At 68.9% G+C, this 22,944-nt stretch carries 15 protein-coding genes, 4 tRNA genes and 1 pseudogene; 10 read left to right on the forward strand and 10 right to left on the reverse strand.

What is annotated here, in order from left to right:
* Positions 1-29: 29 nt before the first annotated feature.
* Together phoU and GLP40_RS00645 are read right to left on the reverse strand one after the other, a co-directional pair.
* Positions 30-701 (reverse strand): phosphate signaling complex protein PhoU, encoded by a 672-nt coding sequence (gene phoU / locus GLP40_RS00640; RefSeq protein ID WP_154785859.1) that lies wholly within the window; start codon positions 699-701, stop codon positions 30-32.
* 110 nt (positions 702-811) lie between these two features.
* The gene (locus GLP40_RS00645) at positions 812-2,611 is read right to left on the reverse strand and encodes an LCP family protein (protein ID WP_328289520.1); all 1,800 of its coding nucleotides are present in this window, start codon (positions 2,609-2,611) and stop codon (positions 812-814) included.
* Between the two features lie 87 nt (positions 2,612-2,698).
* Here GLP40_RS00645 and GLP40_RS34670 point away from each other — a divergent pair, with 87 nt between their 5' ends.
* On the forward strand, positions 2,699-2,860 hold the full coding sequence (locus GLP40_RS34670) for a hypothetical protein (protein ID WP_328289521.1): 162 nt from the start codon (positions 2,699-2,701) through the stop codon (positions 2,858-2,860).
* 325 nt (positions 2,861-3,185) lie between these two features.
* On the opposite strand, the gene dusB is transcribed toward GLP40_RS34670, so the two are convergent.
* Positions 3,186-4,334 (reverse strand): tRNA dihydrouridine synthase DusB, encoded by a 1,149-nt coding sequence (gene dusB / locus GLP40_RS00650; RefSeq protein ID WP_328289522.1) that lies wholly within the window; start codon positions 4,332-4,334, stop codon positions 3,186-3,188.
* A gap of 27 nt (positions 4,335-4,361) precedes the next feature.
* Between dusB and GLP40_RS00655 the strand changes: the two genes are divergently transcribed.
* Complete coding sequence (locus GLP40_RS00655; RefSeq protein WP_328289523.1) at positions 4,362-4,865, forward strand: MarR family transcriptional regulator; 504 nt, start codon at positions 4,362-4,364, stop codon at positions 4,863-4,865.
* 76 nt (positions 4,866-4,941) lie between these two features.
* On the opposite strand, the gene GLP40_RS00660 is transcribed toward GLP40_RS00655, so the two are convergent.
* From GLP40_RS00660 to GLP40_RS00670, 3 genes are all read right to left on the reverse strand, one after another.
* Positions 4,942-5,910: an acyl-ACP desaturase gene (locus GLP40_RS00660; protein WP_154785862.1), complete on the reverse strand. Its 969-nt coding sequence runs from the start codon at positions 5,908-5,910 to the stop codon at positions 4,942-4,944.
* A gap of 210 nt (positions 5,911-6,120) precedes the next feature.
* Entirely contained in the window at positions 6,121-6,699 is a 579-nt protein-coding gene (locus GLP40_RS00665; RefSeq protein ID WP_154785863.1) for a DUF937 domain-containing protein, read from the reverse strand.
* A 135-nt stretch (positions 6,700-6,834) separates the two neighbouring features.
* Positions 6,835-6,907 (reverse strand) — tRNA-Lys (locus GLP40_RS00670).
* Between the two features lie 1,086 nt (positions 6,908-7,993).
* Between GLP40_RS00670 and GLP40_RS00675 the strand changes: the two genes are divergently transcribed.
* The 5 genes from GLP40_RS00675 (at position 7,994) to GLP40_RS00695 (ending at position 10,573) form a co-directional block, all read left to right on the forward strand.
* Positions 7,994-8,659: a TetR/AcrR family transcriptional regulator gene (locus GLP40_RS00675; RefSeq protein ID WP_154785864.1), complete on the forward strand. Its 666-nt coding sequence runs from the start codon at positions 7,994-7,996 to the stop codon at positions 8,657-8,659.
* 92 nt (positions 8,660-8,751) lie between these two features.
* Positions 8,752-8,824, forward strand: a tRNA-Glu gene (locus GLP40_RS00680).
* A 35-nt stretch (positions 8,825-8,859) separates the two neighbouring features.
* A tRNA-Asp gene (locus GLP40_RS00685) sits at positions 8,860-8,933 on the forward strand.
* Between the two features lie 39 nt (positions 8,934-8,972).
* Positions 8,973-9,046, forward strand: a tRNA-Phe gene (locus tag GLP40_RS00690).
* Between the two features lie 825 nt (positions 9,047-9,871).
* Positions 9,872-10,573: a polyprenol monophosphomannose synthase gene (locus GLP40_RS00695; RefSeq protein WP_328289621.1), complete on the forward strand. Its 702-nt coding sequence runs from the start codon at positions 9,872-9,874 to the stop codon at positions 10,571-10,573.
* On the opposite strand, the gene GLP40_RS00700 is transcribed toward GLP40_RS00695, so the two are convergent.
* Entirely contained in the window at positions 10,570-12,087 is a 1,518-nt protein-coding gene (locus GLP40_RS00700) for an HAD-IB family hydrolase (RefSeq protein ID WP_328289524.1), read from the reverse strand. The genes GLP40_RS00695 and GLP40_RS00700 overlap by 4 nt on opposite strands.
* Positions 12,084-14,453, reverse strand: coding sequence for a glycerol-3-phosphate 1-O-acyltransferase (locus tag GLP40_RS00705; protein WP_154785866.1), 2,370 nt, complete (start codon positions 14,451-14,453; stop codon positions 12,084-12,086). Before GLP40_RS00705 ends, GLP40_RS00700 begins: the two co-directional genes overlap by 4 nt.
* Before the next feature lie 207 nt (positions 14,454-14,660).
* Here GLP40_RS00705 and GLP40_RS00710 point away from each other — a divergent pair, with 207 nt between their 5' ends.
* Positions 14,661-15,995, forward strand: coding sequence for a salicylate synthase (locus GLP40_RS00710; protein ID WP_328289525.1), 1,335 nt, complete (start codon positions 14,661-14,663; stop codon positions 15,993-15,995).
* Between the two features lie 3 nt (positions 15,996-15,998).
* Here the strand turns inward: GLP40_RS00710 and GLP40_RS00715 are convergent, their stop codons facing one another.
* Together GLP40_RS00715 and GLP40_RS00720 are read right to left on the reverse strand one after the other, a co-directional pair.
* Entirely contained in the window at positions 15,999-16,868 is an 870-nt protein-coding gene (locus GLP40_RS00715; protein ID WP_154785868.1) for an oxidoreductase, read from the reverse strand.
* A 23-nt stretch (positions 16,869-16,891) separates the two neighbouring features.
* Complete coding sequence (locus GLP40_RS00720; protein ID WP_154785869.1) at positions 16,892-18,565, reverse strand: (2,3-dihydroxybenzoyl)adenylate synthase; 1,674 nt, start codon at positions 18,563-18,565, stop codon at positions 16,892-16,894.
* Between the two features lie 104 nt (positions 18,566-18,669).
* Here GLP40_RS00720 and GLP40_RS34675 point away from each other — a divergent pair.
* Together GLP40_RS34675 and GLP40_RS33490 are read left to right on the forward strand one after the other, a co-directional pair.
* Positions 18,670-18,834: pseudogene (locus tag GLP40_RS34675) on the forward strand (phosphopantetheine-binding protein); the annotation flags it as partial.
* Between the two features lie 369 nt (positions 18,835-19,203).
* Positions 19,204-22,683 (forward strand): amino acid adenylation domain-containing protein, encoded by a 3,480-nt coding sequence (locus tag GLP40_RS33490; RefSeq protein ID WP_407671521.1) that lies wholly within the window; start codon positions 19,204-19,206, stop codon positions 22,681-22,683.
* The last annotated feature ends 261 nt before the right edge of the window (positions 22,684-22,944 follow it).

The raw sequence follows: 22,944 nt of genomic DNA on the forward strand, positions 1-22,944 counted from the left end.
GCGGGCTCGGCCCCTGAGAGGCCGGAGAGTCAGATGCTCTCTTTTTCCGAATCCGGGTCGGGCGGCAGCACACCGGTGACCAGGAAGACGACCCGGCGCCCGATCTCGACCGCGTGGTCGGCGAAGCGCTCGTAGTAGCGGCCCAGCAGCGCCACGTCCACGGCCGCCGCCACGCCGAACTGCCAGTCGCGATCCATGATCAGCGTGAACAGGTGTTTGTGGAGGTCGTCCATCGCCTCGTCGTCATCGGTGAGCTTGGCGGCCCGCTCGGGATCGCGGGACTCCAGCACCTCCTTGGCGGTGGCGCCCATCTTGACCGCGACGCGACCCATCTCGGCGAAGTAGCTGTTGACAGCCTCCGGCACGGCGTGTTGCGGGAACCGCCGACGGGTCATCTTGGCCACGTGCAGAGACAGCACGCCCATCCGGTTCACATCGGAGACGATCTGGATGGCGCTGACCACCTGCCGTAGATCACCGGCGACGGGGGCCTGCAGGGCCAGCAGCGCGAAGGCCTTCTCCTCCGCCAGCTGGATCATCTCGGCGATGCGGTCGTACTCGGTGATCACCTGCTCCGCGAGCTCGAGATCGGCATTGAGCAGGGACTGGGTGGCCCGCTCCATCGCCGATCCGGCGAGCCCGGCCATGCCGCCGAGCAGATCGGCGAGCTCGGCCATTTGTTCGTTGTAGATGACACGCATGAGTCAAGACATTAGTGCGCACCGCTGACCAAGTCACCAACTGCGGGTGAACCGTCGGTGCTGGTCGGTTCCAGTACGGTCGCCGCAGTTCCGGTAAGCGGGACGGATGGTCACTTACACAGGTCGTCGGCCGCGTTCACATGCTCCAGATCGGGCGGAAGTGTGACCGGAGTCGCACTCGGGCCGCCCGAGTCGCTCGGGGTGTCGGGCAGCGGCTGCCCGAAGGCCGTCGGCGTCTTCACGGTGCCGGTGAAGTCGGAACCGAGGACCACCTCCACGATGCTGCCCAGCCCGCTCGCCGGCTCCAGGACCGCACCGGGAATGGCGCTGGCCACCGTTCCCGCCTCGGCCTCGTGACCGCTGGAGAAGCGGACCTTGGTCTTGGCCGAGGTGCCGTCGGCGTAGTTGCCGGTGCTGTAGATCTGGAAACCCTGCGCGGCCAGCCTGGTCGCCGTGGTGCCGGCGATGCCCGCCTGGCCGGAACCGTTGGACACCTGCACCGAGACCGTGTTCGGATCCACCGCCGCCGGCTTGGGTTTGGCGACGGGTGCGGCGCTGGTGCTCGCCGGGGTGTCGGTCTTCTTCTCGCCGGGCAGCGGCTGATCGTCGATGACGGCGCGGAAGATGGCCTTGATATCCGATTCCCGCGGGATCTCGTTGCCGTAGGAAGTGGTGCCCGCGGTCGGGACGGTCAGGAAGGTGATGCTCCCGGCCTGCATCTTCTGCAGCGAACGGCCCAGTGTCAGCAGGTCTTTGGTGCTGACGTTGTCCATGAAGGAGTGCTGGGCGAAGGCGTTGATGAACCCGTTGAGCTTGCCCGGGTCGAACAGCACCTTGCTCGACAACGCGCTGCGCAGCAGCGAGGACAGGAAGCGCTGCTGCCGGTTGATGCGGTCGTAGTCGCTGCGCTCCTCGCCGTAGACGTGGCGGGCGCGCACATAGTCCAGCGCGGTGGAACCGTTCACGACCTGCTTGCCGGGGGTGGTGAGCACGGTGCCGAGGACCTCGTCGACCAGCGGTTTGGTGGTGCACACCTCGACGCCGCCGACCACGTCGACCATGGATTCGAAGCCGGAGAAGTCGATGCCGACGAAGTGGTTGATCTTCAGGCCGGACAGCTTGGTGATCACCTTGGTCAGGCATTTGGGCCCGCCCAGCGCATAGGTGGCATTGAGCTTGTCGCCGTCGGCGGCCGGGAATTTCTCGCCGGTGTAGACGGCCTTGTCGTTGTCCCAGCCCTCGCAGACCGGGCGGGAGACGTCCAGGTCGCGGGGGAAGGACACGGCCACCACGCGGGCCCGGTTGGCCGGGATGTTGACCAGCATGACGGTGTCGGAGCGCGCGCCCTCGGCGTCGGCCACGCTGCCCGCGCCCAGGCTGCCATTGGCGCCCGCGCGGGTGTCGGTGCCGACGATGAGGAAGTTCTCGTCACCGCTCTGCCCGTCGGCGTCGACGATGTCGGGGGAGTTGTCGTCGAGGGCGGAGACCTGCTGGAAGTTGTTGTCCTTGGCGCGGAGATAGCTCCAGCCGCTGCCGGTGACGATGAGCGCGATGACGGCGACGATGGCGAGCCCGACGCGACCGGCCAGGTGCAGGCGCCGGTTGCGTCGGCGGTTCGCGCTCGAAACCCGTGTAGCCGGTGTGGAACCCACGGCTGCGGGGAGCGCGGTGGTCGGATAGTCCGCGGGGGATTTGATTTTTCGCGTCAGGGCCCGGGTGTGTTCGGGCGGAGTGGGCGCGGGCGGCGTCGGCGGGGTGGCCTCGGTGACCGGGGGTAGTTCCACGGTGACCGGATCGGCTGTCGGGTCGACCGGCCGCGCGGTCCGGTTGCTGCCGGTGCCGGGTGCGTTGGCGACCCGGCGTAGGTGGCTGGTGTCGCGCACGGTGCGCTGGGAGCCGGTGCTCGTCACGGGCGGGGATCCGTTGATGGGTGCGGGGTTCTGCGGGGGAGTCGGAGGCGCCGGAACGGGTGTCGAGCCGGCCGGTCCAACTGTTGTGTGGCCGCTGCCCGGCTCGACGCCATCGACTACCGGTTCGTCTGGCTTATTCGCCGCGGCCCGGCGCCGTCGGCGGGTCTGGCGCTCGCTGTCCACCCGCTCGACGAGGTCTTGGACCGAAATGGGCGCGGCGGCGGGATCGGAGTCGTCGGTATGGCGTGAGCGCCGGCCGGTGCGCGCCTGGTCGTCCGAGTCCGCGGGATAGCGCTCCCAGGGGGCGCGACCTCCGGGTCGTGGCGTGCGCCCGTACCGATCGTCACCCACCAACGAACCTCACTTTGCTCTTGATGCCGAGGGCCATGATAACGATTTCGCCACGGTGAACCACTCGAACGTATGTCCACCGCAGGTGGGGCCGGTATTTCTGCTTTGTCCGGGTGCGCCGCGCACCTGGACGGCCATGCCTCCGCAAAGTGTGCCAGGGTACGCGCGCAAGGCCCGGGAGCTGCGCCGGGCGGTGTCCGGATCGAGCCCGAACCGGGAGCGTTCAGCCACCGCTGTGCATGACGTCGGCCGCGGTGGGCACGGTCGTGTCCTCGGGATCATCGAGCCAGCCGTCCGGGAGGGCAACCTTGGTCTGCGGGGAACCCTGCCGCCCGCGCGGGCCGAGCGCGTCGGCCGGGAACGGCACGTCCGGATCCAGCTGCCCGACCAGGTCGGCGATCTGCGCGAGGCTGGTCACGGTGGCGAACCGCCGGCGCAGCGCCGAACCCACCGGGAAGCCCATCAGGTACCAGGCCATGTGCTTGCGGATATCACGCATGGCCTTGTCCTCGCCGTCGTGCTCGACGAGCAGCGCCGCGTGCCGATAGAGGATCTCGCCGACCTTGCCCAGGGTGGGGCCCGCGGGAATCGGCTCGCCGCGCAGGGCGGCGCTCAGTTCGGCGAACAGCCACGGGCGGCCCAGGCAGCCGCGGCCGACGACCACGCCGTCGCAGCCGGTCTCGGCCATCATGCGCAGGGCGTCCTCGGCGGTGAAGATATCGCCGTTGCCCAGCACCGGAATGCTGGTGACGGTCTCCTTGAGCCGGGCGATGGCGGACCAGTCCGCCTGCCCGGAGTAGAGCTGCGCGGCCGTGCGGGCGTGCAGTGAAACCGCCGCCGCGCCTTCGGCTTCGGCGATCCGGCCGGTGTCCAGGTAGGTGTGGTGCTCGTCGTCGATGCCGATGCGGAACTTGAAGGTGACCGGCACATCGCCTGCGGCCGAGACCATTTCGCGCACGATCTCGCGGAACAGCCGCCGCTTGTATGGCAGCGCCGACCCGCCGCCGAGGCGGGTCACCTTGCGCACCGGGCAGCCCAGGTTCATGTCGATGTGGTCGGCCCAGCCCTCGCCGACCACGATCCGTACCGCCTCGCCCAGGGTCTTGGGGTCGACGCCGTAGAGCTGCATGGAGCGCGGCGACTCGTCCGGCCCGAAGGCCATCATGTTCAGCGTCTTCTCATTGCGCTCCACGATGGCGCGGGCGGTGATCATCTCGCACACGTACAGCGAAGTGGCGCTGCCGAATTCGCGGCACAGGGTGCGGAAGGCGACATTGGTGATGCCCGCCATCGGGGCCAGCACGACCGGCGGATCGAGCGGGTAGGGGCCGATCCGCAGCTCGGTCTTGGGGGCTTCGAGCGAGGCAGTCACGCTCTCCAGTCTCTCATCCGCGCGACCGTGGCCAGAGCCGCCCGCCCGCCGGAGTGCCCCCGGTCACAGCGCTGCGCGCGCGGCGGGCCGGGTGCCGGGCTGGGACTCGAAGGTGATTGTCTCCAGCAACGGCTTGCGCTGGGTCTTCTGGACGGCCGCGATCCGCCACTGCCCGTCGGCCTCGCGCACCACCGTGTAGGTGACCCGCTTGCCCAGCTTTTTCGGCTGCCTCTTGGCCGAGTCCCCGGCGAACTGGCCGCCCGCACCGGACTCACCACCGGACCGACCACCCGCCTCATCGACCGCCTGGAACAGGCGGGCTACATGCGCCGGGTGCCGGATGCCAACGACCGCCGCAAGGTGCTGGTCGAACCCGTCGGCCGACCCGCCGATCTCGACCGGATGCTCGCCCCCCGGCAGAAGGGCGGTGAAATCCTGCTCGGCTACACCCCTGAGCAGCGCGAAGTCCTCTTCGACTACTTCGACCGCACCGCCACGGCCTTCCAAGAGACGGTCGAGGAAATCGAGTGAGCCGCACCGACCCCGGACATGACGACGGCCCCTCGGGAATGAATCCCGAGGGGCCGTGCCGGACTGGCGGTACCGGTCAGCTGCCGGTGGCGGCCAGTTCCTGCTCGCGCTTGGCGGCCTCGCGGGCCAGCATGCGGTCGCGCTGCTCCTCGAACTTCACCACGTCCTTGCTGAGCTTCTCGAGGAAGGCGCCCAGGCGCTCCCGGGTCGCCTCACCGCGGGCGGTGAAGTCGTCGCGCTCGAAGATCCTCCACTTCTTGAGCACCGGGTTCACCACCTCTTCGAGGTGCTGGCGCAGGTCGTAGATGCCGTGCTTGGCCATCAGCACGCCGTTGCGGCGGAAGTTGGGCATGCCGGCGCCCGGCATCTGGAAGTTCTCCAGAATGAGGGTGATGGCGTCGAGAGCCTGGTCGGGCGAGAGGTCCAGGGCCGCACCGCACATGTTGCGGTAGAAGATCATGTGCAGGTTCTCGTCGGCCGCGATGCGCTGCAGCATGCGGTCGGCGATGGGGTCGTCACAGACCCGGCCGGTGTTGCGGTGCGAGACGCGAGTGGCCAGCTCCTGGAAGGTCACGTACGCGACCGAGTGCAGGAAGCCGGCGTCCGCCTCGGTGGGGGAGGCGAACCCGTTGGTCATATGGATCATGCGCGCCTGCTCGAGGGCGACCGGGTCGACGCCGCGGGTGACGACCAGGTAGTCGCGCATGACGATGCCGTGCCGGTTCTCCTCGGCGGTCCAGCGACCGACCCAGGTGCCCCAGGCCCCGTCCTGCGAGAAGTTCTCGGCGATCTCACGGTGGTAGGAGGGCAGATTGTCCTCGGTGAGCAGGTTGGTGATCATGGCGGCCTTGGCCACCTCGTTCAGCCGCGACTGCGACGGATCCCAATCCTCGCCGCCCATCGCCGCGAAGTTGCGGCCTTCGTCCCACGGCACGTAGTCGTGCGGATGCCATTCCTTGGCCAGGGAGAGGTGGCGATTGACGTTCTCCTCGGCAATTGGCTCCAACTCCGTCAGTAGCTCGAGTTGAGTCAGATCCTTTGCCATACATGTGCCCTTCGTGTCGTGCGTCGTGCTGTCATACCCTCGCCGGCCTGCCGCCGCGCCAATACCTTACGTGACCGTAGGGTGATGTGAAACTCACACGTGTGCCATTGCGGTGTTGGTGAGAGATGTCATATGACAGGCGGCCCACAGCGACCGGTGTATCGCTGTGGGCCGCGGTTCGTTAGCCGCACGTCGTCTTCCGGTGCACGGCTACTTCTTGCCCAGTAGATCGCCCAGCACGGTGCCGAGCGCGCTGCCCGCGTTCCGGCCGACCGCCTTGCCGAGGATGGAGCCCAGGTCGCCTCCGGTGTTTCCCCCGGTGGCGCCGCCGAGCAAACCGCCGAGGATGTCGCCGAGGCCGCCGCCACCGGGCTCGGCGGCCACGCCGCCGAGGGCCTTCCCGCTGAGGTATGCCAGCACGATCGGGGCGAGCATGGGCAGCAGTCTGCCGATCAGATCCTGGCTGATATCGCTGCCGCCGACATTGCCGAGAGCGTTGATCACCGTGTTCTTGTCGGCGCCGAAGGTCTGATCGACGATCTGGCTGCCGTTGACGACGTCCACCTGATCGATGTCGACACCGCCGTCGAGCAGTCCGTGCGGCTGGTTGGCGACTTCGTTCTCCAGATTCAGGCCGACATCGGGGTTGCCGGCCTGTGTCTGAAAACCGCCGAGTAGGACGGGTACGGCCGCGTCGATCGCTGTTTTGGCAGTCGCCTCGTCGACGCCGAGCTTCTCGGCGATCTGGGCGACCGGGACATTGGCGAGCAGGTCATCGAAGGAGGTCATGAACTCCGCCTGTGGTGGTGGTTGCCGGGAAAGGCTCTGTCCGGGTCACGGTAGGTGAGGACCGGATGGATTGCCACGGATTCGCGGATGTGGCGAGGGGCCCGGTGATACGTCTCCGGGCCCCTCACGCGGGCGTGCCCCCACCAGGGCTCGAACCTGGGACCTGCGGATTAAAAGTCCGTAGCTCTACCAACTGAGCTATAGGGGCGTGCGGGACGTCAGTTTAATGTGCCGACCCCCTAAGTGTTAAACGAGTATCCGATTGTGCTCTGGCAGATGGTGTTTGCGCAGGTCATAGCCCGGTCGGATGGGGCTGGGCGGTGCGGCGCGGGCGGGGTGGCGGGGTCCGCGGGGAATGGGAGTACCCGGGCGGGGGTGACGCGGTGTGCCGTTGGGGTGACTTGCCGTGCCGATCGGCGAGGCTCGGGGGGTCGTGGGGTCCGGATCGGGGGACGATGTCCCGCTGTGAGGGTGCGGACCCGGTCGGTGCGGCGCCGCGAGAAAAAGGACCTGGGGTCGGCAGGGGTCCGGTGCGGAGTGTGGCGGGTGGAGTGTCGATGTCGTCCCGTCGCGCCGGTGAGCGACCGCTGATTGCCGTTGTCGAGGGGTCCGGCAATCGCCTTGCCACTCAATTTGTTTCGTAGCGCTGGAGTGTGAATATCATCCAATGGTGATGTGTGGCAAGCTTTTTGGGGCTGTGGGCCGTTACCGGCCGGGGTCGGCGCGGGGGTGGCGCCGGCGACTCGATGGCGATGCGGCGTCGATGAGAACAGTGTGCGCATCGCCGATCGGTGTGGCGAACATCGGTGGGATATGGGCGAATTCGCCGAATCGAACCAATCATCCCTTCGATTGCCGGGATATTGCGGTTTTCGATAGGGGGTATGCTGGCTAACTGACTTTCCGGTACACCTCACGCTGGGTGCGCTTTCCGGGTACGGTGACCGACTGGTGAATTCCCGAAGAACCGGGATTGCCCCGGCGGCACGGGATTCGGCTTATCGTTGATGTGCCCGAACGTGTCGCGACCGGTCTGGCCGATCGCGGCTCCCATACGATGAAGCTGCGGGGAGGCGGACCAGGACAACGTGAACGCCCGGGCGCGCACCCGCTGTGCACCCTGGCGGGAAAAACTATACCAGTTGGTGTGTTTCAAGTTTTTCGCGCTTTTTCGTACCAAGAGTTTGGTCATTCCGGGCGAAGCCCGTTTTGAAGTATTTGAAAGACACGTAACTTTGCGTCGAGGCCGCGCGCCGGTCTGCGACGGTTAGCTAGCTTCGGAGGCATTTCGAGCATGGCACGGCAGCAAGAGCGGGCCCGCCGGACACGCGCGGCGATCATCAGGTCCGCCGCCGTTGAGTTCGGGAAGAGCGGCTATGCCGCTGCATCGCTCAACCGCATATTGGAAGGTTCCCGGGCGACCAAGGGGGCCATGTACTTTCACTTCGACTCCAAGGAGGACCTGGCCCGTGCGGTGCTGGAGGCGGCGGTCGACCGCTATCGGGCATCGACCGAAAGGTGGCTCGCCAGAACCGATCTCGACCCACTGGACGTGCTGCACGGCATGATCGACGAGATCGCGCTGCGGCTGGAGAACGACATCATCATCCAGGCCGAGTTCCGGCTCATCATCGAGCCGGAGTTCTATCGCGACATCCAGGCCGGCGGCGGCCGCATCCTCGGGCGCGCTATTCGGCAGCTCGCGGTGAAAGCGGCCGAGCGCAAACAGCTGCGTCAGGATTCGGATCCGGACCGATTCACCCGCACCCTGGCGGCGGCGCTGGCGGGTCAGCGCTACATCGCCGATGTGCTGGCGGGTCCGGTGGATCTGCGGTCCCGGTTCGCCGAGGCGCTCGAGGTGATCGTGGATGCCACCGCGACACCGGAGTGGACCGAGGAGTTCCGCCGCACCGGCTGGCGGGTGTCCGCCCGCCTCGAAGATCTTAACTTGGGACTCTGACCAGCAGATTTGGGAATCACGCGGAGGCTGTCATAAGCTATCTCCGCTCCCAACGGAAGCCGTTGAGCAAACGGTCCGGAGAAATCCGGCGGGCCCCCTTCGTCTAGCGGCCTAGGACGCCGCCCTTTCAAGGCGGTAGCGCGGGTTCGAATCCCGTAGGGGGTACGACGATGGCGACATCGTTGTCGGAGCAGAAGCAAGGCCCTGTGGCGCAGTTGGTTAGCGCGCCGCCCTGTCACGGCGGAGGTCGCGGGTTCGAGTCCCGTCAGGGTCGCAAGACAACTAAAGCTCGGCATTCGAATCGGGTGCCTACGGCCAGGTAGCTCAGTTGGTACGAGCGTCCGCCTGAAAAGCGGAAGGTCGCCGGTTCGATCCCGGCCTTGGCCACTTCGATCGCAGGGAGCCCCTGCTCGCGGAAAGCGCGAGTGGGGGCTTTCTTCGTTTATTTTGTGGGGGCCGAGCCCCCGCATCCCAGCGGGAGGGGCTTCGCCCCCGGACCCCCTCCTGCAGAGCCGGTGTATTCGGCGGCTTGTCATACCGGGTTGATGACCTGGGGCCGAGCCTCACGCCTCAGCCGGAGGGGCTTCGCCTTCTGGACCCTCTCTTGCAGCCGATGTGTTCGGCGGATGCTCATGACGGCGTTGATGACCTGAGGGCCGAATCCCTACGCCCCAGCAGGGTGGGCCTTCTTCGCGTGTTCGGGGTATTCCTGCTGATCTTGGTGCCATGCTGGGGTTATGGCTGACGAACAATGGTATTACTGCCTGAGACACCATGAGGCCGAGCAAGGGAAGCGGTGCTGGTTCGCGGACCGGATGGGCCCGTACCCGGATAAAGCAACAGCGGAACGGGCGTTGGCAATCGTGCGAGAGAGAAACCGGGCGGCAGACGAAGGTGACGACTGATTTCGACGACGTCCGGGTAACTCGTCGGGGACGTTCGACTTCGGGTTGGCACCAGCCGCCGGCACGCGTGCACAACGGTCGACGGCTCTGAGCCGGGCGTTGAAGGCGCGGGGAGGCGGGACAGTCGTGCATTGGATATTGTGCGGGAACGAGATCGGCGAGCGGACCAGGAACACGACCGACGCCGGAGTGACGGGGGTGACGCGCCTGCTTGGTGCGCTCACGAGGCACTCAGGTGGACCAGGTACGGTTTCGTGAGCCAGAAGACGACCGAGCGGGAGGGCGTACCTTGAAGGTCACCGTGGTGGTGCCGACCTACAACGAGCGGGAGAACCTGCCGGTGGCGGTGGAGCGGCTGACCGCGCTACCGGTGGCCGACCTGCATGTGCTGGTGGTGGACGACAATTCACCCGACGGCACCGGCGAGGTGGCCGACAAGCTGGCCGTCGATCTGCCGAACGTGGTGAGCGTGCTGCACCGCAGCGAGAAGGACGGTTTGGGCCGGGCCTACATCGCGGGCATCACCAAGGCGCTGGACGAGGGCGCCGACGTGGTCATTCAAATGGACGCCGACCTGTCGCACCCGGCCGAGGTCATCCCGGCCATGCTGGACAAGCTGGAATCCACCGACGCGGGCGTGGTGCTCGGATCCCGGTACGTCGCGGGTGGTTCCACCGCGGCGGAGTGGAAGTGGTACCGCAAGGCGCTCTCCGGCTGGGCGAACTTCTACGTGAACCTGATTCTGCGCCTGGGCGTGAAGGACGCGACCGCCGGTTTCAAGGCGTGGAAGGCGGACACCTTGCGCGCCATCGACGTGGCTTCGATCAAGTCGAACGGCTACTCGTTCCAGGTCGAGATGAACTACCGGACGGTCAAGAAGGGCATCGCGATCGCGGAGGTGCCGATCCGTTTCGAGGAGCGCACCAAGGGCGCGTCCAAGATGAGCCTGAAGGTGCAGCTGGAGTCCGCGGCCATGCCGTGGAAGCTCCTGTTCGGTCGCGCTGTCTAACTGTCGGGCCAGTGGAGCAGCGTATCCACGAACAGCTGACGCACCTGCTCCACCTCGGCGTCCATATCGGACGGATCCCAGCCGCTGACATCGATCGGCGGTAGGACGGCCACGTCCACGACGCCTTTGCGCACGACGGCCGAATTGCGCCACGCGATTTCACCGGCATTGCGGATCACCACCGGGATAACCGGCACGCCCGCCCGCATGGCGATGTGGAACGCGCCCTTCTTGAACGGGCCGATGCGCGGGGTCAGGGACCTGGTGCCCTCGGGCGCGATCACGACCGAGAGTCCGCCGCGCAGGGTTTCGACCACCGGTTCCAGGGCGGCCTTGGCGGCCGCGGTGTTCGCGCGGTCGATGAAGGTCACCTCCACGAAGCGCATGAGGGGACCGAAGACCGGGTTCTTGGTGATCTCGCGCTTGGCGATGCCGGTGAAGCCGGTGCCCAGCACCTCGGCGAGCACCACGATGTCGAACTGGCTCTGGTGGTTGAAGATGAACACGGCGGGGCGTGGGGCGCGGGCGTTCTCGGCGCCCACCACCCGGATTTTCACGCCGGTGCCGCGCAGGGTCGAGTCCGCGGCATAGGTCATCATCGAATCCGCCATCTGGCGGCGCTGTTTCGTGTGCGCCTTGGCGGCCACACCGAACAGCGCCCCGCCCAGCAAACCGGCCAATCCGGCCAGGGTGCGGACGTAGTCGGTGGCCTTGGGCGATTGCCGGGGCCGGAAATGCAGCACCGGCCAATCTTTTTCGGCCGCCTCCAGCACCACGCGGGGGTCCGGGTTGACCGCCACCGGGTGTCCGGCGGTCTGCAGCAGCGGCAGGTCGGCGGCGCTGTCGGCGTAGGCCCAGCTCTGGGTCAGGTCGATGTCGTGGGCGATGGCGAAACGGCGCACGGCGTCGGCTTTGCCATTGCGCCACAGCGGCTTTCCTTCCACATGCCCGGTGAGTACGCCGTCCTGCACGGCCATGGCGGTGCACAGCACGTGCGGGATGCCGAGCTCCTCGGCCACGGGCCGCACCTGGTAACAGGTGATCGAGCTGATCAGCACCAGGGTATGTCCGGCCGTCTCGTGCTCGCGCACCAGCCGCCACGCTTCGGGATAGATGTGCCCGTACACGCTGTGTGCGAACACCTGTCGCCCGAGTTCCTCCAGGTCGGCCTCGGGCACTCCGGCCCAGCTGTACATGGCCGTCTGCAGGAAGCGCTCGTACTCGCCCTCGCTGCGTGCCCCGCGAATGCTGCTCAGCAGGGTGGCGGTGAGCGCGCCCCGGGTACTGCTGCGCCGCGCCAGCCGCCGTGGGAGCGGGGGCGGGTTGAAGCCGTGCACCACGGTGCCGCCGAAGTCGAAAAAGGCTGCCACCCGTGGTCCTTGCGGCCCGTTGCGCACGGCTTCCAATGCTTCGCCGAGATCCTGTGCGCCGACCGGTCGCTGGGTGACACCGACGCCGGGCAGGTGCGGGAGAGTGGGCCGGCCCGCCGCGATGCCCAGGACCCGATGTGTCACAGCGCTTCCATCCGATTGGAGGGATCCAGGGTGGCGGCCCGCGAGATGCGCTGGCTGATGGCCCGCAGTTCGGCGGCGAAGCGGCTGCGGCGGGCGGCCAGGTCGGCGGGATCGTCGGAGGGCTCGAGCAGTCCGTGGTTGTCGGCGAGTTTGAGTGCGCTGCCGAACAATTCGGAGGACACCGATTCGGGGCTGTGCAGCCGCTGCTGCAACAGCATTTGTTTGCCGACGTGCAGGCACTCGTCGATCAAGGTCTTCCGGTCGATCTCCAGCACCGGGTCGCGGGAGGCGAGCCGTTCGGCCACCACCAGCTGCGCGTCGAAGAAGGAGCGCAGCACCCGGTGCGCCATCATGAAGCCGGATTCGGCCAGCCGGGCCAGGATTTCGGAGCCGACGGTGCCGGCGGCGGTGCGGCGGTGCCATTCGGGGTCCACCAGCAGCATTTCCGCGGTGAGTTGGCTGGTGAATTCGGCCCGTTCGGGGAAGAAGAACTCGAATTTGAGCAGGTCGCGCAGCCGGTAGGCGGCCTCCCATCCGACCCGGAGCTGATCGCCCTCGGACGCCTCGACGGCGGTGAGGATGGCCAGTTCGAGGATGGCGCGATTGACGAACCAGTGCACGGCGCTGTTGCGGTAGAACGCGGCCTCGAGGTGCGCCCCGGCGTGGATGGCGTACACCGGTTCCAGCCCGCCGCGGTACACGGTCACGACCTTGGCGACGGCCAGCTGTTCGAGCACCACGGCCAGCCTGTGATCGTCACGCAGCGTGGCGAGTTCGCCGCGGGGCAGGTCGCGGCGCTCGATGTAGCCGAGCACGGGTGAGATGGCGGTGCGCAGTTCGCCGCGGGTGAGGGCGCGCTCGTGCACGCCCAGCAGCACCAGTGTGGTGAGCGCGTTGACGGTGATGGGGGTGACCTCGTTGATGCCGCACGCGACCTCGAAGGCCAGTCGCTGCACCGCCAGGTGCTCGCGCTCGACGACCTCTTCGGATTCCGGATTCGAGTGTGCCGTCAGCGGATCCCCGTGGGCGGCCAGCCGCTCGCGGGCCGAGAGCGGCGTCCCGAAGCGCACGTAGACGTGCCCGGCGGAGTGCTGCTGGTTGCGTACGTAGCGGGCCAGCCAGGTCAGGCCCTCGGCTTGTTTGCCGCCGCCGGTCTGTTCGTCGGCGATGGCCCCGATCTCGTTGAGCCGCTCGTAGGTGATGGACACCGGAATCAGCATGACGTCGTCGATGCGTTTCGAACGCAGTGCTGCCGCAAGGTAATTCAGCAGTCCGTAGCGGGGCGGCCGGAGTTTGCCGGTGCGGGTGCGGCCGCCCTCGAAGTACCACTCCAGATTGAAGCGCTTGGTCAGCAGGTAGGCGAAGTACTCCTCGACGACCGCCTTGTACACCTCGTCGTCGCCGAAGCTGCGGCGGATGAACACGGTTCCGGTGCGCCGCGCGATGGGCCCGATCGGCCAGAACTTGAGGTTGGCCCCGCCGATCACGTGATTGGGTGGAAAGTCGTTGCGCGCCAGGATGTCCCCGAGCACGAAGGCGTCCACGTAGGAGCGGTGCGAGGGCAGGAAGACCAGCGGGTAGCGCCGGTTCAGCGAGCGCAGCCGGTCCAGCCCGGATTCGTCGGAGTCGACCTTCCAGGTGGAGGCGTGCACGGGACGCATGGCCTGCGTGAACAGGTCCGACACCAGCCGGCTCTGCGCCGCGACGAGTTCCCGCAGCCCGCGCTCGGCCCGCCGGTACACCTCACGCGACGGGATCCCGGACCCCTCGGCGATGGCGTCGAGCCGGCGCAGGAATTCCGGAGAGTCCAGGATCTCCTCGGCCACCAGCCGCGGCACCTTGTACCGGTCGCCGATGACGGCGCGTTCGGCGCGTTCGAGGGCCACGGTGCCGGCGCGCACGATGGCGCGTCCGAAAGCCTCGGGAGCCCCGGCGGATCCGGGATTGTTGGCGCGCAGCTCGCTGAGCCGGGCGGGTTGCCCGGTCAGCACCAGGTGCCGGTCGGGGGCCTTGCTGAGCAGCCGCCGCTGCATGAGCCGGTGGGGTTTGCGTGGATTGGACAGGGTGAGCAGGTCGCTGAAGGTGGTGCGGCGCACGCCGTCTCGCTCGGGTGGCAGCCACAGCACGCGCACCGGTACCACCAGCGGATCGTCGCTGCGCCCGACCAGCCGATCGGTGACGGCCCCGGCATCGAGATCGATCTGGGTGACGGGTGCGGAGGTGCCGAACTCCTGGGTGATGCCGCCTTCGGCGAGCCAGTGCCCGACGAGTTCGCGTTCCACCGGGGAAGCGGCGTCGACCAGGGCGACGACGGACTGCGGAGCGGTGAGCGCGGCTTCGGGGAGCCGGCTGTCATGATCGAGCATCGTGGTTCCCTCCGCATGAGCCGCTGCGATCCATTGAAACCCAAACGAGCGCGGCCGGTCGGAAGGTCTGGCAATTCCCCCGTCGGGCTCGGGGTTTCGCGGTGCCGGCGGGTTGCCATGGCACAGGTCGCAGCCGGCCCGGCCCATAGCGGGAAAGGTAATGCTAACCTCACCCCCAAGTTAGGTAAGGCTAACCTTGGAGGTCTGGTGTCGGTCGCTGACGAACGGGTACGGCTCGACGGGGAGCGGCGGTGGGGCGAATACGTCACCGATCCGGTCGCGGCGGTATCCGCGCTCGCCGCGGCGGATCACTTCGGCGAATACGTGGTGTACGAGCGGCCCGGCGAATGGGTCTTCGCCGCCGACCCCCTGGGCGGGGTCGAACTGGATGTCGACGAACTGCGGGTGAGCTGGGACGGGCGCACCACGGCCGGGCCGTGGACGGGGAACCCGGCGCGGGCGATCGACCGCGCGCTGGCCGGACTGCCGCTGGACGGGCGGAATGCGTTCGGGTGGATCGGCTTCGAGTTCTGCGCCTGGTCGCTGGGCGCGACCGAGCATGTGCACCCGGGGGCGACGCTGGCGCACCTGATGATTCCGCGCATCGAGGTGCGCATCGACGCGGCCGGGGTGCGGGTCTGCGGCGCAACGCCGTCGGAGACCGGGGACGTCCACGCGCTGATCGCGGCCGCGCAGGGCGCGCCGCTGCCGCGGCCGCACCCGGTGGACGTCAGCAAGGATCACACGGGCTATCGGGACAGGGTGGCCACCGGTGTCGCGGAAATCCGGGACGGCAAGTATCAGAAGGTGATTCTGTCGCGGAAGGTGGAACTGCCCTTCGCGGTGAACATTCCGGCCACCTACCGGCTGGGTCGGGTCAACAACACTCCGGCGCGTTCGTTCCTGCTGCGCCTGGGTGGCCTGGAGGCGGCGGGCTTCAGTCCGGAACTGGTGGTGGCCGTGGACCGGGATCGGGTGGTCACCACCGAGCCGCTGGCCGGGACGCGGGCCTTCGGTCGCGGCGATGATGTCGATCTCGCGGCCCGCGCCGATCTGGTGCGCGACCCGAAGGAGATTGTCGAGCACGCCATTTCGGTGCGGACCTCCTTCGCCGAGATCGCCGCCGTGGCCGAGCCGGACACCACCGCGGTCTCGGACTTCATGGCGGTGCGTGAGCGCGGCAGCGTGCAGCACCTGGCGTCCACGGTGCGGGGGCGGCTGGCGGCCGACCGCAGCCCGTGGGACGCGCTGGAGATGCTGTTCCCGTCCGTGACCGCCTCCGGCATCCCCAAGGCGGCGGGCGTGGACGCCGTGTTCCGCCTCGACCACGATCCGCGCGGCCCGTATTCCGGTGCGGTGGTGACCGTTTCGCCCGACGGCGCGCTGGAGGCGACGCTGGTGCTGCGCGCGGTCTATCAGACCGGTGCGGGCGCATGGCTGCGCGCGGGCGCGGGCGTGGTCGAGCAGTCCCGGCCGGACCGCGAATTCGAGGAGACGTGCGAGAAGCTCGGCAGTGTCGCGCCGTACGTGGTGCGGGCCTGACGGCTAGATGTCGAACTCCACGCCGGTCAACCGCTCGGACAACTCCCACAGCTGCCGTGCGGTTTTCTCGTCGTGGGAGGCGGCACTGGAGTTCACCCTGGTGGGGTGGCCGCGCCAGTTGAACCGATCGGGGCCGTAGTAGCCGCCCGGCTCGACCTCGGCGGTGGCGGCGTACAGGGTTGGCAGCGCGCCCATCTCGGCACTCTGCGCCACCAGGCGATTGCCCAGCCCGACGATCTGCTCGAGCAGGTTCTCGGTCTCGGAGCTGATCTCGGTGGCCGCGTAGCCGGGGTGCGCGGCCACCGCCAGCTTGGGTGAGCCGGTGAGAGTCAGCCGCCGCTGCAGCTCGTAGGTGAACAGCAGCAGCGCCAGCTTGGACTGCGCGTACGCGCCGAACCGGGAGTAGGCGCGCCGCTCCCAGTTCAGATCGTCCAGATCGATGCGGCCGATGAAGTGGGTGAGGCTGGAAGTGTTCACCACGCGCTCCGAAATGCGGTCCATCAGTAGTCCGGTCAGCGCGAAGTGGCCGAGATAGTTGGTGCCGATCTGCAATTCGAAACCGTCAGCGGTGCGCTGCTTCGGCACCGCCATCACGCCGGCGTTGTTGATGAGCACATCGGCCCGCTCGACGCCCGTGGCGAAGGCGCGCACCGAGGCCAGATCGGCCAGATCGAGCTGGCGGATCTGCACGTTCCCGGTCATGGTCCGGGCCACCGCCTGCGCCTTGATCTCATTGCGGCAGGCCATGATCACCTGGGCGCCGGCGGCGGCCAGGGCGCGCGCGGTGGCCTCGCCCAGGCCGCTGGTGGCGCCGGTGACGATGACGGTGCGGCCGGTCTGGTCAGGAATGTTCGATCTGTTCCACCCGCCCATGATTGAACCCTATGGCGTCTGGCTCAGTACCGCGCTGCGAGGGCCTTCTTGTCGATCTTGCCGACCGCGGTGACCGGCAGCGCGTCGGCCTGCCGCAGCACATCGGGCAGCTTGTAGGTGGCCAGACCGCGTTCGGTCAGGAAGGTCTTGATGTCGGCCAGGGTCGGCGGGGCGCCCTCGGTCACCAGAACCACGCACGCCTTCTCGCCGAGCGCCGGATCGGGCAGGCCGACGGCGGCCGCGTGCCGGACGCCCGGATAGGCGAGCAGGTGCTCCTCGAGCTCATCGCAGGAGATGTTCTCGCCGCCGCGGTTGATCACGTCCTTGACGCGGCCGGACACGATCAGGTGGCCGCTGGGCAGGCGGCGTACCAGGTCGCCGCTGCGGTAGAAGCCGTCCGGGGTGAAGGCGCGCGAATTGTGTTCGGGGGCACGGTAGTAGCCGCGCAGGGTATAGGGGCCGCGAGTGAGCAGTTCGCCTTCCTCGCCGTCGGCGACGTCGCGGCCCTGCTCGTCCACCACCCGCACCTCGTCGGCGGGGGAGAGGGGACGGCCCTGCGTGGTGCAGACCAGCTCGGCGGAGTCCTCGGCGCGGGTGTAGTTGAGCAGGCCCTCCGCCATGCCGAACACCTGCTGCAATCGGACGCCCAGGGCGGGTGCGACATCGCGGGCGTTCACCTCGGCCAGTTTCGCGCCGCCGACCTGGAGCAGGCGCAGCGAGGACAGGTCGGCGTCCTCCCAATCGACTGCCGCGCACCACAGTTGGGCCAGCGGGGGCACCACTGCGGTGACGGTCACGCGGTGGCGTTCGATGGCGGCGAAGGCGCTCTCCGGGCTGGGGTCGGTCACGAAGGCGATGGCCCCGCCGGTGGCGACGGCGCCCAGCACCCCGGGGCAGGCCAGCGGGAAGTTGTGGGCGACCGGGAGGGTCGCGAGGTACACGTCCGCCGGGCCGAGCTCGCAGACCTCGGCGCTGGCCTTCGCGTTGTAGGCGTAGTCGTCGTGGGTGCGGGCGATGAGTTTGGGCAGGCCGGTGGTGCCACCGGAGACCAGCATGAGCGCGATCTCGGAGGCGTCGACCTCGGGGAGCGAATCGCCTTCGGCGGGAATCGAATTCAAATCGGTGAACGCGCCCGGGTCGCCGAGTATCAGGACGTGCCGGAGCGGCGGGACAGTCGCGCTGACCTCGGCCGCGAGGCCGCGGTAGTCGAAGTCGCCGAGGCGATCGGCGGCGATGTAGGCGACCGCGCCGGAAAGCCTTGTCAGATGCTCGATCTCGGCGCGGCGATGGGCGGGGAGGGCCAGCACGGGAATGATCCCGGCGCGTAGCAGGCCGAACAGCACCGGCACGAATTCGCAGACATTGGGCAGCTGCACGACGACTCGATCGCCGGGCCGGATGCCCAGGCCCAGGAAGCCGTGCGCCATCCGGTCGGCCGCGTGATCGAGCGCCGCGTAGGAGGTCGCGGCGGCGCCGAGCAGCGCCGGCCGTTCGGGCCACTGCCGGGCCGCGTCGCGCAGGAGTTCGCCCAGCGGGCGGCCCGCCCAGTACCCGGCTCGCCGGTACCGCTCGGCCAGGTCGGCGGGGAACGGGACGAAGCCGTCGCGGTGGTCCGTGGCGGGCGATGCGGTCGATGTCTGCGCGGATGCGGTCGATGTCACAACTCTGGCCTCTGGTTGGTAAGGATGACCTTGCATAGGTTAGGCAACCCTATATCTATGCGCTACGCTCTGCCGAACGACACCCGAATCCGGATCGGCAGCGGCCATCACCCACCCCCGAACAAGGAGCATCAGCGGAAATGGAGTCACCCCAGGCGCCGGCGGCGACAATCGCCCGGGACGAGATCCGCACCGCGATCGCCGGTCACCTCAACCTCGACCCGGCCGCCATCGCCGACCACGACGACCTGATCAAGCTCGGCCTCGACTCCATCCGCACCATGAAGCTCGCGGGCTCCTGGCGCAAACGCGGCCTCCCCGTCAACTTCGCCCAGCTCGCCGCCGAACCCACCATCGCCGCCTGGCACCGCCTCCTCGGCGAGGCGGACCGGGGCGTTCGGGTGAATGCCGATGCCGGCGACTCGCCCGACCACGGGAAGTGCGACACGCACCCGCCCGCGGGCGCAACCCCGAAGGCCGTGAATCGAACAGCCGGCCAGGGTGATTCGCCTGCGGCGGCTGACTCGCGCGGTGCGGCGGACCGCACGACCGACGCTGTCACCGGGTCGGCGGACATCACGACAGCGGTCGTCGGGGGCGTTGCGGCGGTGCACAGTCTGGTCGGCGGGGCAGCTGCACCGGGTGACGACGGGAGGCCCTTCCCGCTGGCGCCGATGCAGCACGCGTACTGGGTGGGGCGGGCCGAGGGGCAGGAACTCGGGGCCGTCGCGGCGCATCTGTATGTCGAATTCGACGGGGCAGGCGTGGATCCGGAACGGCTGGGAGCGGCGGTCGCGGGGCTGGTGCGGCGGCATCCGATGTTGCGGACGCGGTTCCTGCCGGACGGGAGGCAGCAGACGCTGGAGCGGCCGGGGCGGGAGGTCTGGAGTGTCACCGATCTTCGTACGGCGGACGCCGAGTCGGTGGCGCGGGCGCTGGCGGAGTTGCGGGAGCGGCGGACTCATCAGCTGATGGCGGTGGAGGAGGGGCAGGTCGTCGATATCGCGCTGACGCTGCTGCCGGAGGGGCGGACCCGGCTGCACCTGGATGTGGACATGCTCGCGGCCGACGCCATGAGCTACCGGATCCTGGTGGCGGACCTGGCGCGGCTGTATCACGGTGAGCAGCTGCCGCCGCAGGACTACACGTTCCGGCGGTACCTGGCCGAACACGCCGGTCCCGCACCGGAACACGCGGCCGACCGAGAGTGGTGGCGGCAGCGCCTCGCTGATCTGCCGGGCGCACCCGAGCTACCGCGTGCCTGCGAAACCACTGCGCCCCCGAGCCGGGGCGCGGCGTCCGGAGCCGGCCTGGGCATGGCCGGTGCGGCGGGCCCGGAACCGGGTGAGCGGGCGGCGCGGACCGTGCGATTGCATCGCCGGCTGTCGCCGCAGGCGAAGACGCGCATGTTCGCCGCGGCGCACGCGCGGGGCATCACCCCGGCCATGGCGTTGGCCTCGGTGTTCGCCGAGACCATCGGCGGCTGGTCGGCACAGCGCCGCTTCCTGCTGAATCTGCCGCTGTTCCATCGGGAACCGGTGCATCCACAGGTGGACGGGGTGGTCGGCGACTTCACCTCCTCGGTGCTGCTCGAGGTCGATGTGACCGAGCCGGCGACAGTCACCGATCGTGCTCGCGCGTTGCAGCGCGAATTGCATGCCGCCGGAGCCCATTCCGGCTACACCGGCCTCGAGGTGCTGCGCGATCTGGGCCGCCTGCGCGCCGAACCGGTGCTGGCCCCCATCGTCTACACCAGCGCCATCAACCTCGGCGAACTCTTCGCCGACCAGGTCACCGCGACCTTCGCCGACCAGGTCACCGCGACCTTCGGCGACCCGGTCTGGATCATCTCGCAGGGACCGCAGGTCCTGCTCGACGCCCAGGTCACCGAGGTGCGCGGTGGTCTCCTGCTGAACTGGGACGTCCGCGCCGACGCCTTCCCGCCCGCCATGGTCGAAACCATGTTCACCCGCTACATCGACGCAGTCCTGCGGCTCGCCGGCGGCGACGAGTCCGTGCCGGGCACTACGCCGGTGGCGGCCGACGTCGTCGCGCCGGGCGCGGTCGAGCAGCCGGATCCGCTGTCGGTCGGCGACGCGGGCCGAGGGGGCGCGGTGACGGACGGTCGGGGAGCCGAGCGCGTCGATCGCGGCGCGGGGTGGGACGCGGAGGCCGCGGTCCGAATCCCGGTGGAGCAGGCGGTCGTCCGGGCCCGGGTCAATGCCACCGACGGTCCGGCGAGCGGGCGTGTCCTGCACAGCGGGCTGTTCGCGTTCGCCGCCGCGAATCCCGCCGCGCCGGCGGTTATCTGGGAGTCCCGCGCCGACGCCGAAGAATTGGGCGTCACCACGCACGAAAAGCGACGCGCGGAGGTGGTTCGGTGGTCGGATTCCGGCTCCGGGACACGGGTGCTGACCTACGGCGAGCTGGCGGCGCAGGCGCTCGCGGTGGCGGGCGCACTGCGCGCGGCGGGCGTGCGGCCGGGAGACGCGGTCGCCGTCCAGTTGCCGAAGGGGCCGGAGCAGATCCTGGCAACCGCGGGTGTGCTGGCCGCCGGGGGCGTGTACGTGCCGATCGGGTTCGATCAGCCCGCGGCACGGCGCGACGAGATCGCGCGGACCAGCGCCGTCGTGGCGGCCGTGACGGCCGGGGCGGAGGTGCCCGGGGCCGCGACGCTCACGCTGGACGAGGCGCGGCGGTATCCGAAGCCTTTGGGGGAGGCGGTGATTCCCGATCCGGAGGCCATCGCCTACGTGCTGTTCACGTCCGGTTCGACGGGGAAGCCGAAAGGCGTGGAGGTACCGCATCGGGCGGCCATGAACACCATCGACGACCTCAACGAGCGGTTCGGGATCGTCGCGGCGGATCGGGCACTGGCCCTGTCGGCGTTGGAGTTCGACCTGTCGGTGTACGACATCTTCGGCCTGCTGAGCGCCGGCGGTGCGGTGGTCGCGCTGGATGAGGGACAGCGCGGCGAACCGGGCCGATGGGTCGAGATGATCCGGCGGCACCGGGTTTCGGTGGTCAACTGCGTGCCCAGCCTGCTGGACATGCTGCTGGCGGCCGCGGACGGTAACCCGGTGAACAGTCTGCGCACGGTGATTCTGGGCGGCGACCGGGTGGACGTGGCGCTGCCCGGACGGCTCGCCGCGGTGGCCCCGGACTGCCGGTTCGCCGGCCTGGGCGGGGCCACCGAGACCGCCATCCACTCCACCATCTGCGAGGTGGTGAATGCCGAAGTGCCGCAAGCCTGGTCGGCTGTGCCGTACGGCACCCCGCTGCGGAATGTGCGCTGCCGGGTGGTCGGCCCCTCGGGGCAGGACTGCCCGGACTGGGTCACCGGTGAGCTGTGGATCGGCGGATCGGGCGTGGCCGCCGGCTACCGGGGCGATGCCGAGCGCACCGCCGAACGGTTCGTGACTCATGAGGGCCTGCGCTGGTACCGCACCGGCGATCTCGCGCGGTACCTGCCCGACGGCTGCCTGGAGTTCCTGGGCCGCGCCGATCATCAGGTCAAGATCCGTGGTTACCGGATCGAACTCGGTGAGGTCGAGAGCGCGCTGCGGGCCCTGCCGGGCGTGCGCCATGCCGTCGCCGCGGTGCTCGGCGCGGCCGCCCCCAAGCTGGCGGCGGTCGTGGTGGCCGACGAGGGCGTCACCCTGGAGGTCGCCGCCCTGCTGGACGCCGCCGCGGACCTGTTGCCCGCCTATATGATTCCCGCCCACATCGAACTGTCGGCCGAGCTGCCGTTCACCTCGAACGGCAAGCCGGATCGCAAGGCCATCGCGACCCTGCTCGCCGCGGGTGAGCGGGACGGCGAATTCGTCGCTCCCCGCACCGATGTCGAGCGGGCGGTGGCCGATATCGTCGCCACGGTCCTGGGCCGTGAGCGGGTCGGCGTGACCGACGACTTCTTCGCCCTCGGCGGCGATTCGGTGCTGGCCACCGCCGTGGTCGCCCGCGTGCGGGACTGGCTGGACTTCCCGGACATTGTGGTCGCCGACTTCTTCGCCGCGCGCACGGTCGCGGGCTTGACCAGGCGCTCGCTGGATCGCGAACAGCGCGCCGGTGCGGCCGGTCGCCTGGACGGGGTGGCCCGGCTCTACCTGGAGGTGGCCGCCATGTCCGACGACGAGGTCCTCGCCGCGTCCTGAAAAGCACGGTCCCCGTGTCCTTTTCGCAGGGCGCGGGGACCGATGCGGCCGGGGCCTCTCAGGGCGTCGGCGGCAGGGTGCATCCGTCGCTGAGGATGCCGGGATCGGGCAGCAGCTGGTAGCAGACGGGTCGTCCGTATCGGTCGGCGGTCATTGTCATCGTCGGCTGGACCGGTGTCGTCCGCGGCGGCGTCCAGTTCGGCGGGGACTGTCTCCGCTGGATCTGCCCCCGAATCCGCCATTGCCGCTCGCGGTCGCGGT

Source organism: Nocardia aurantiaca (assembly GCF_009708175.1).
Taxonomy (GTDB): Bacteria; Actinomycetota; Actinomycetes; order Mycobacteriales; family Mycobacteriaceae; genus Nocardia; species Nocardia aurantiaca.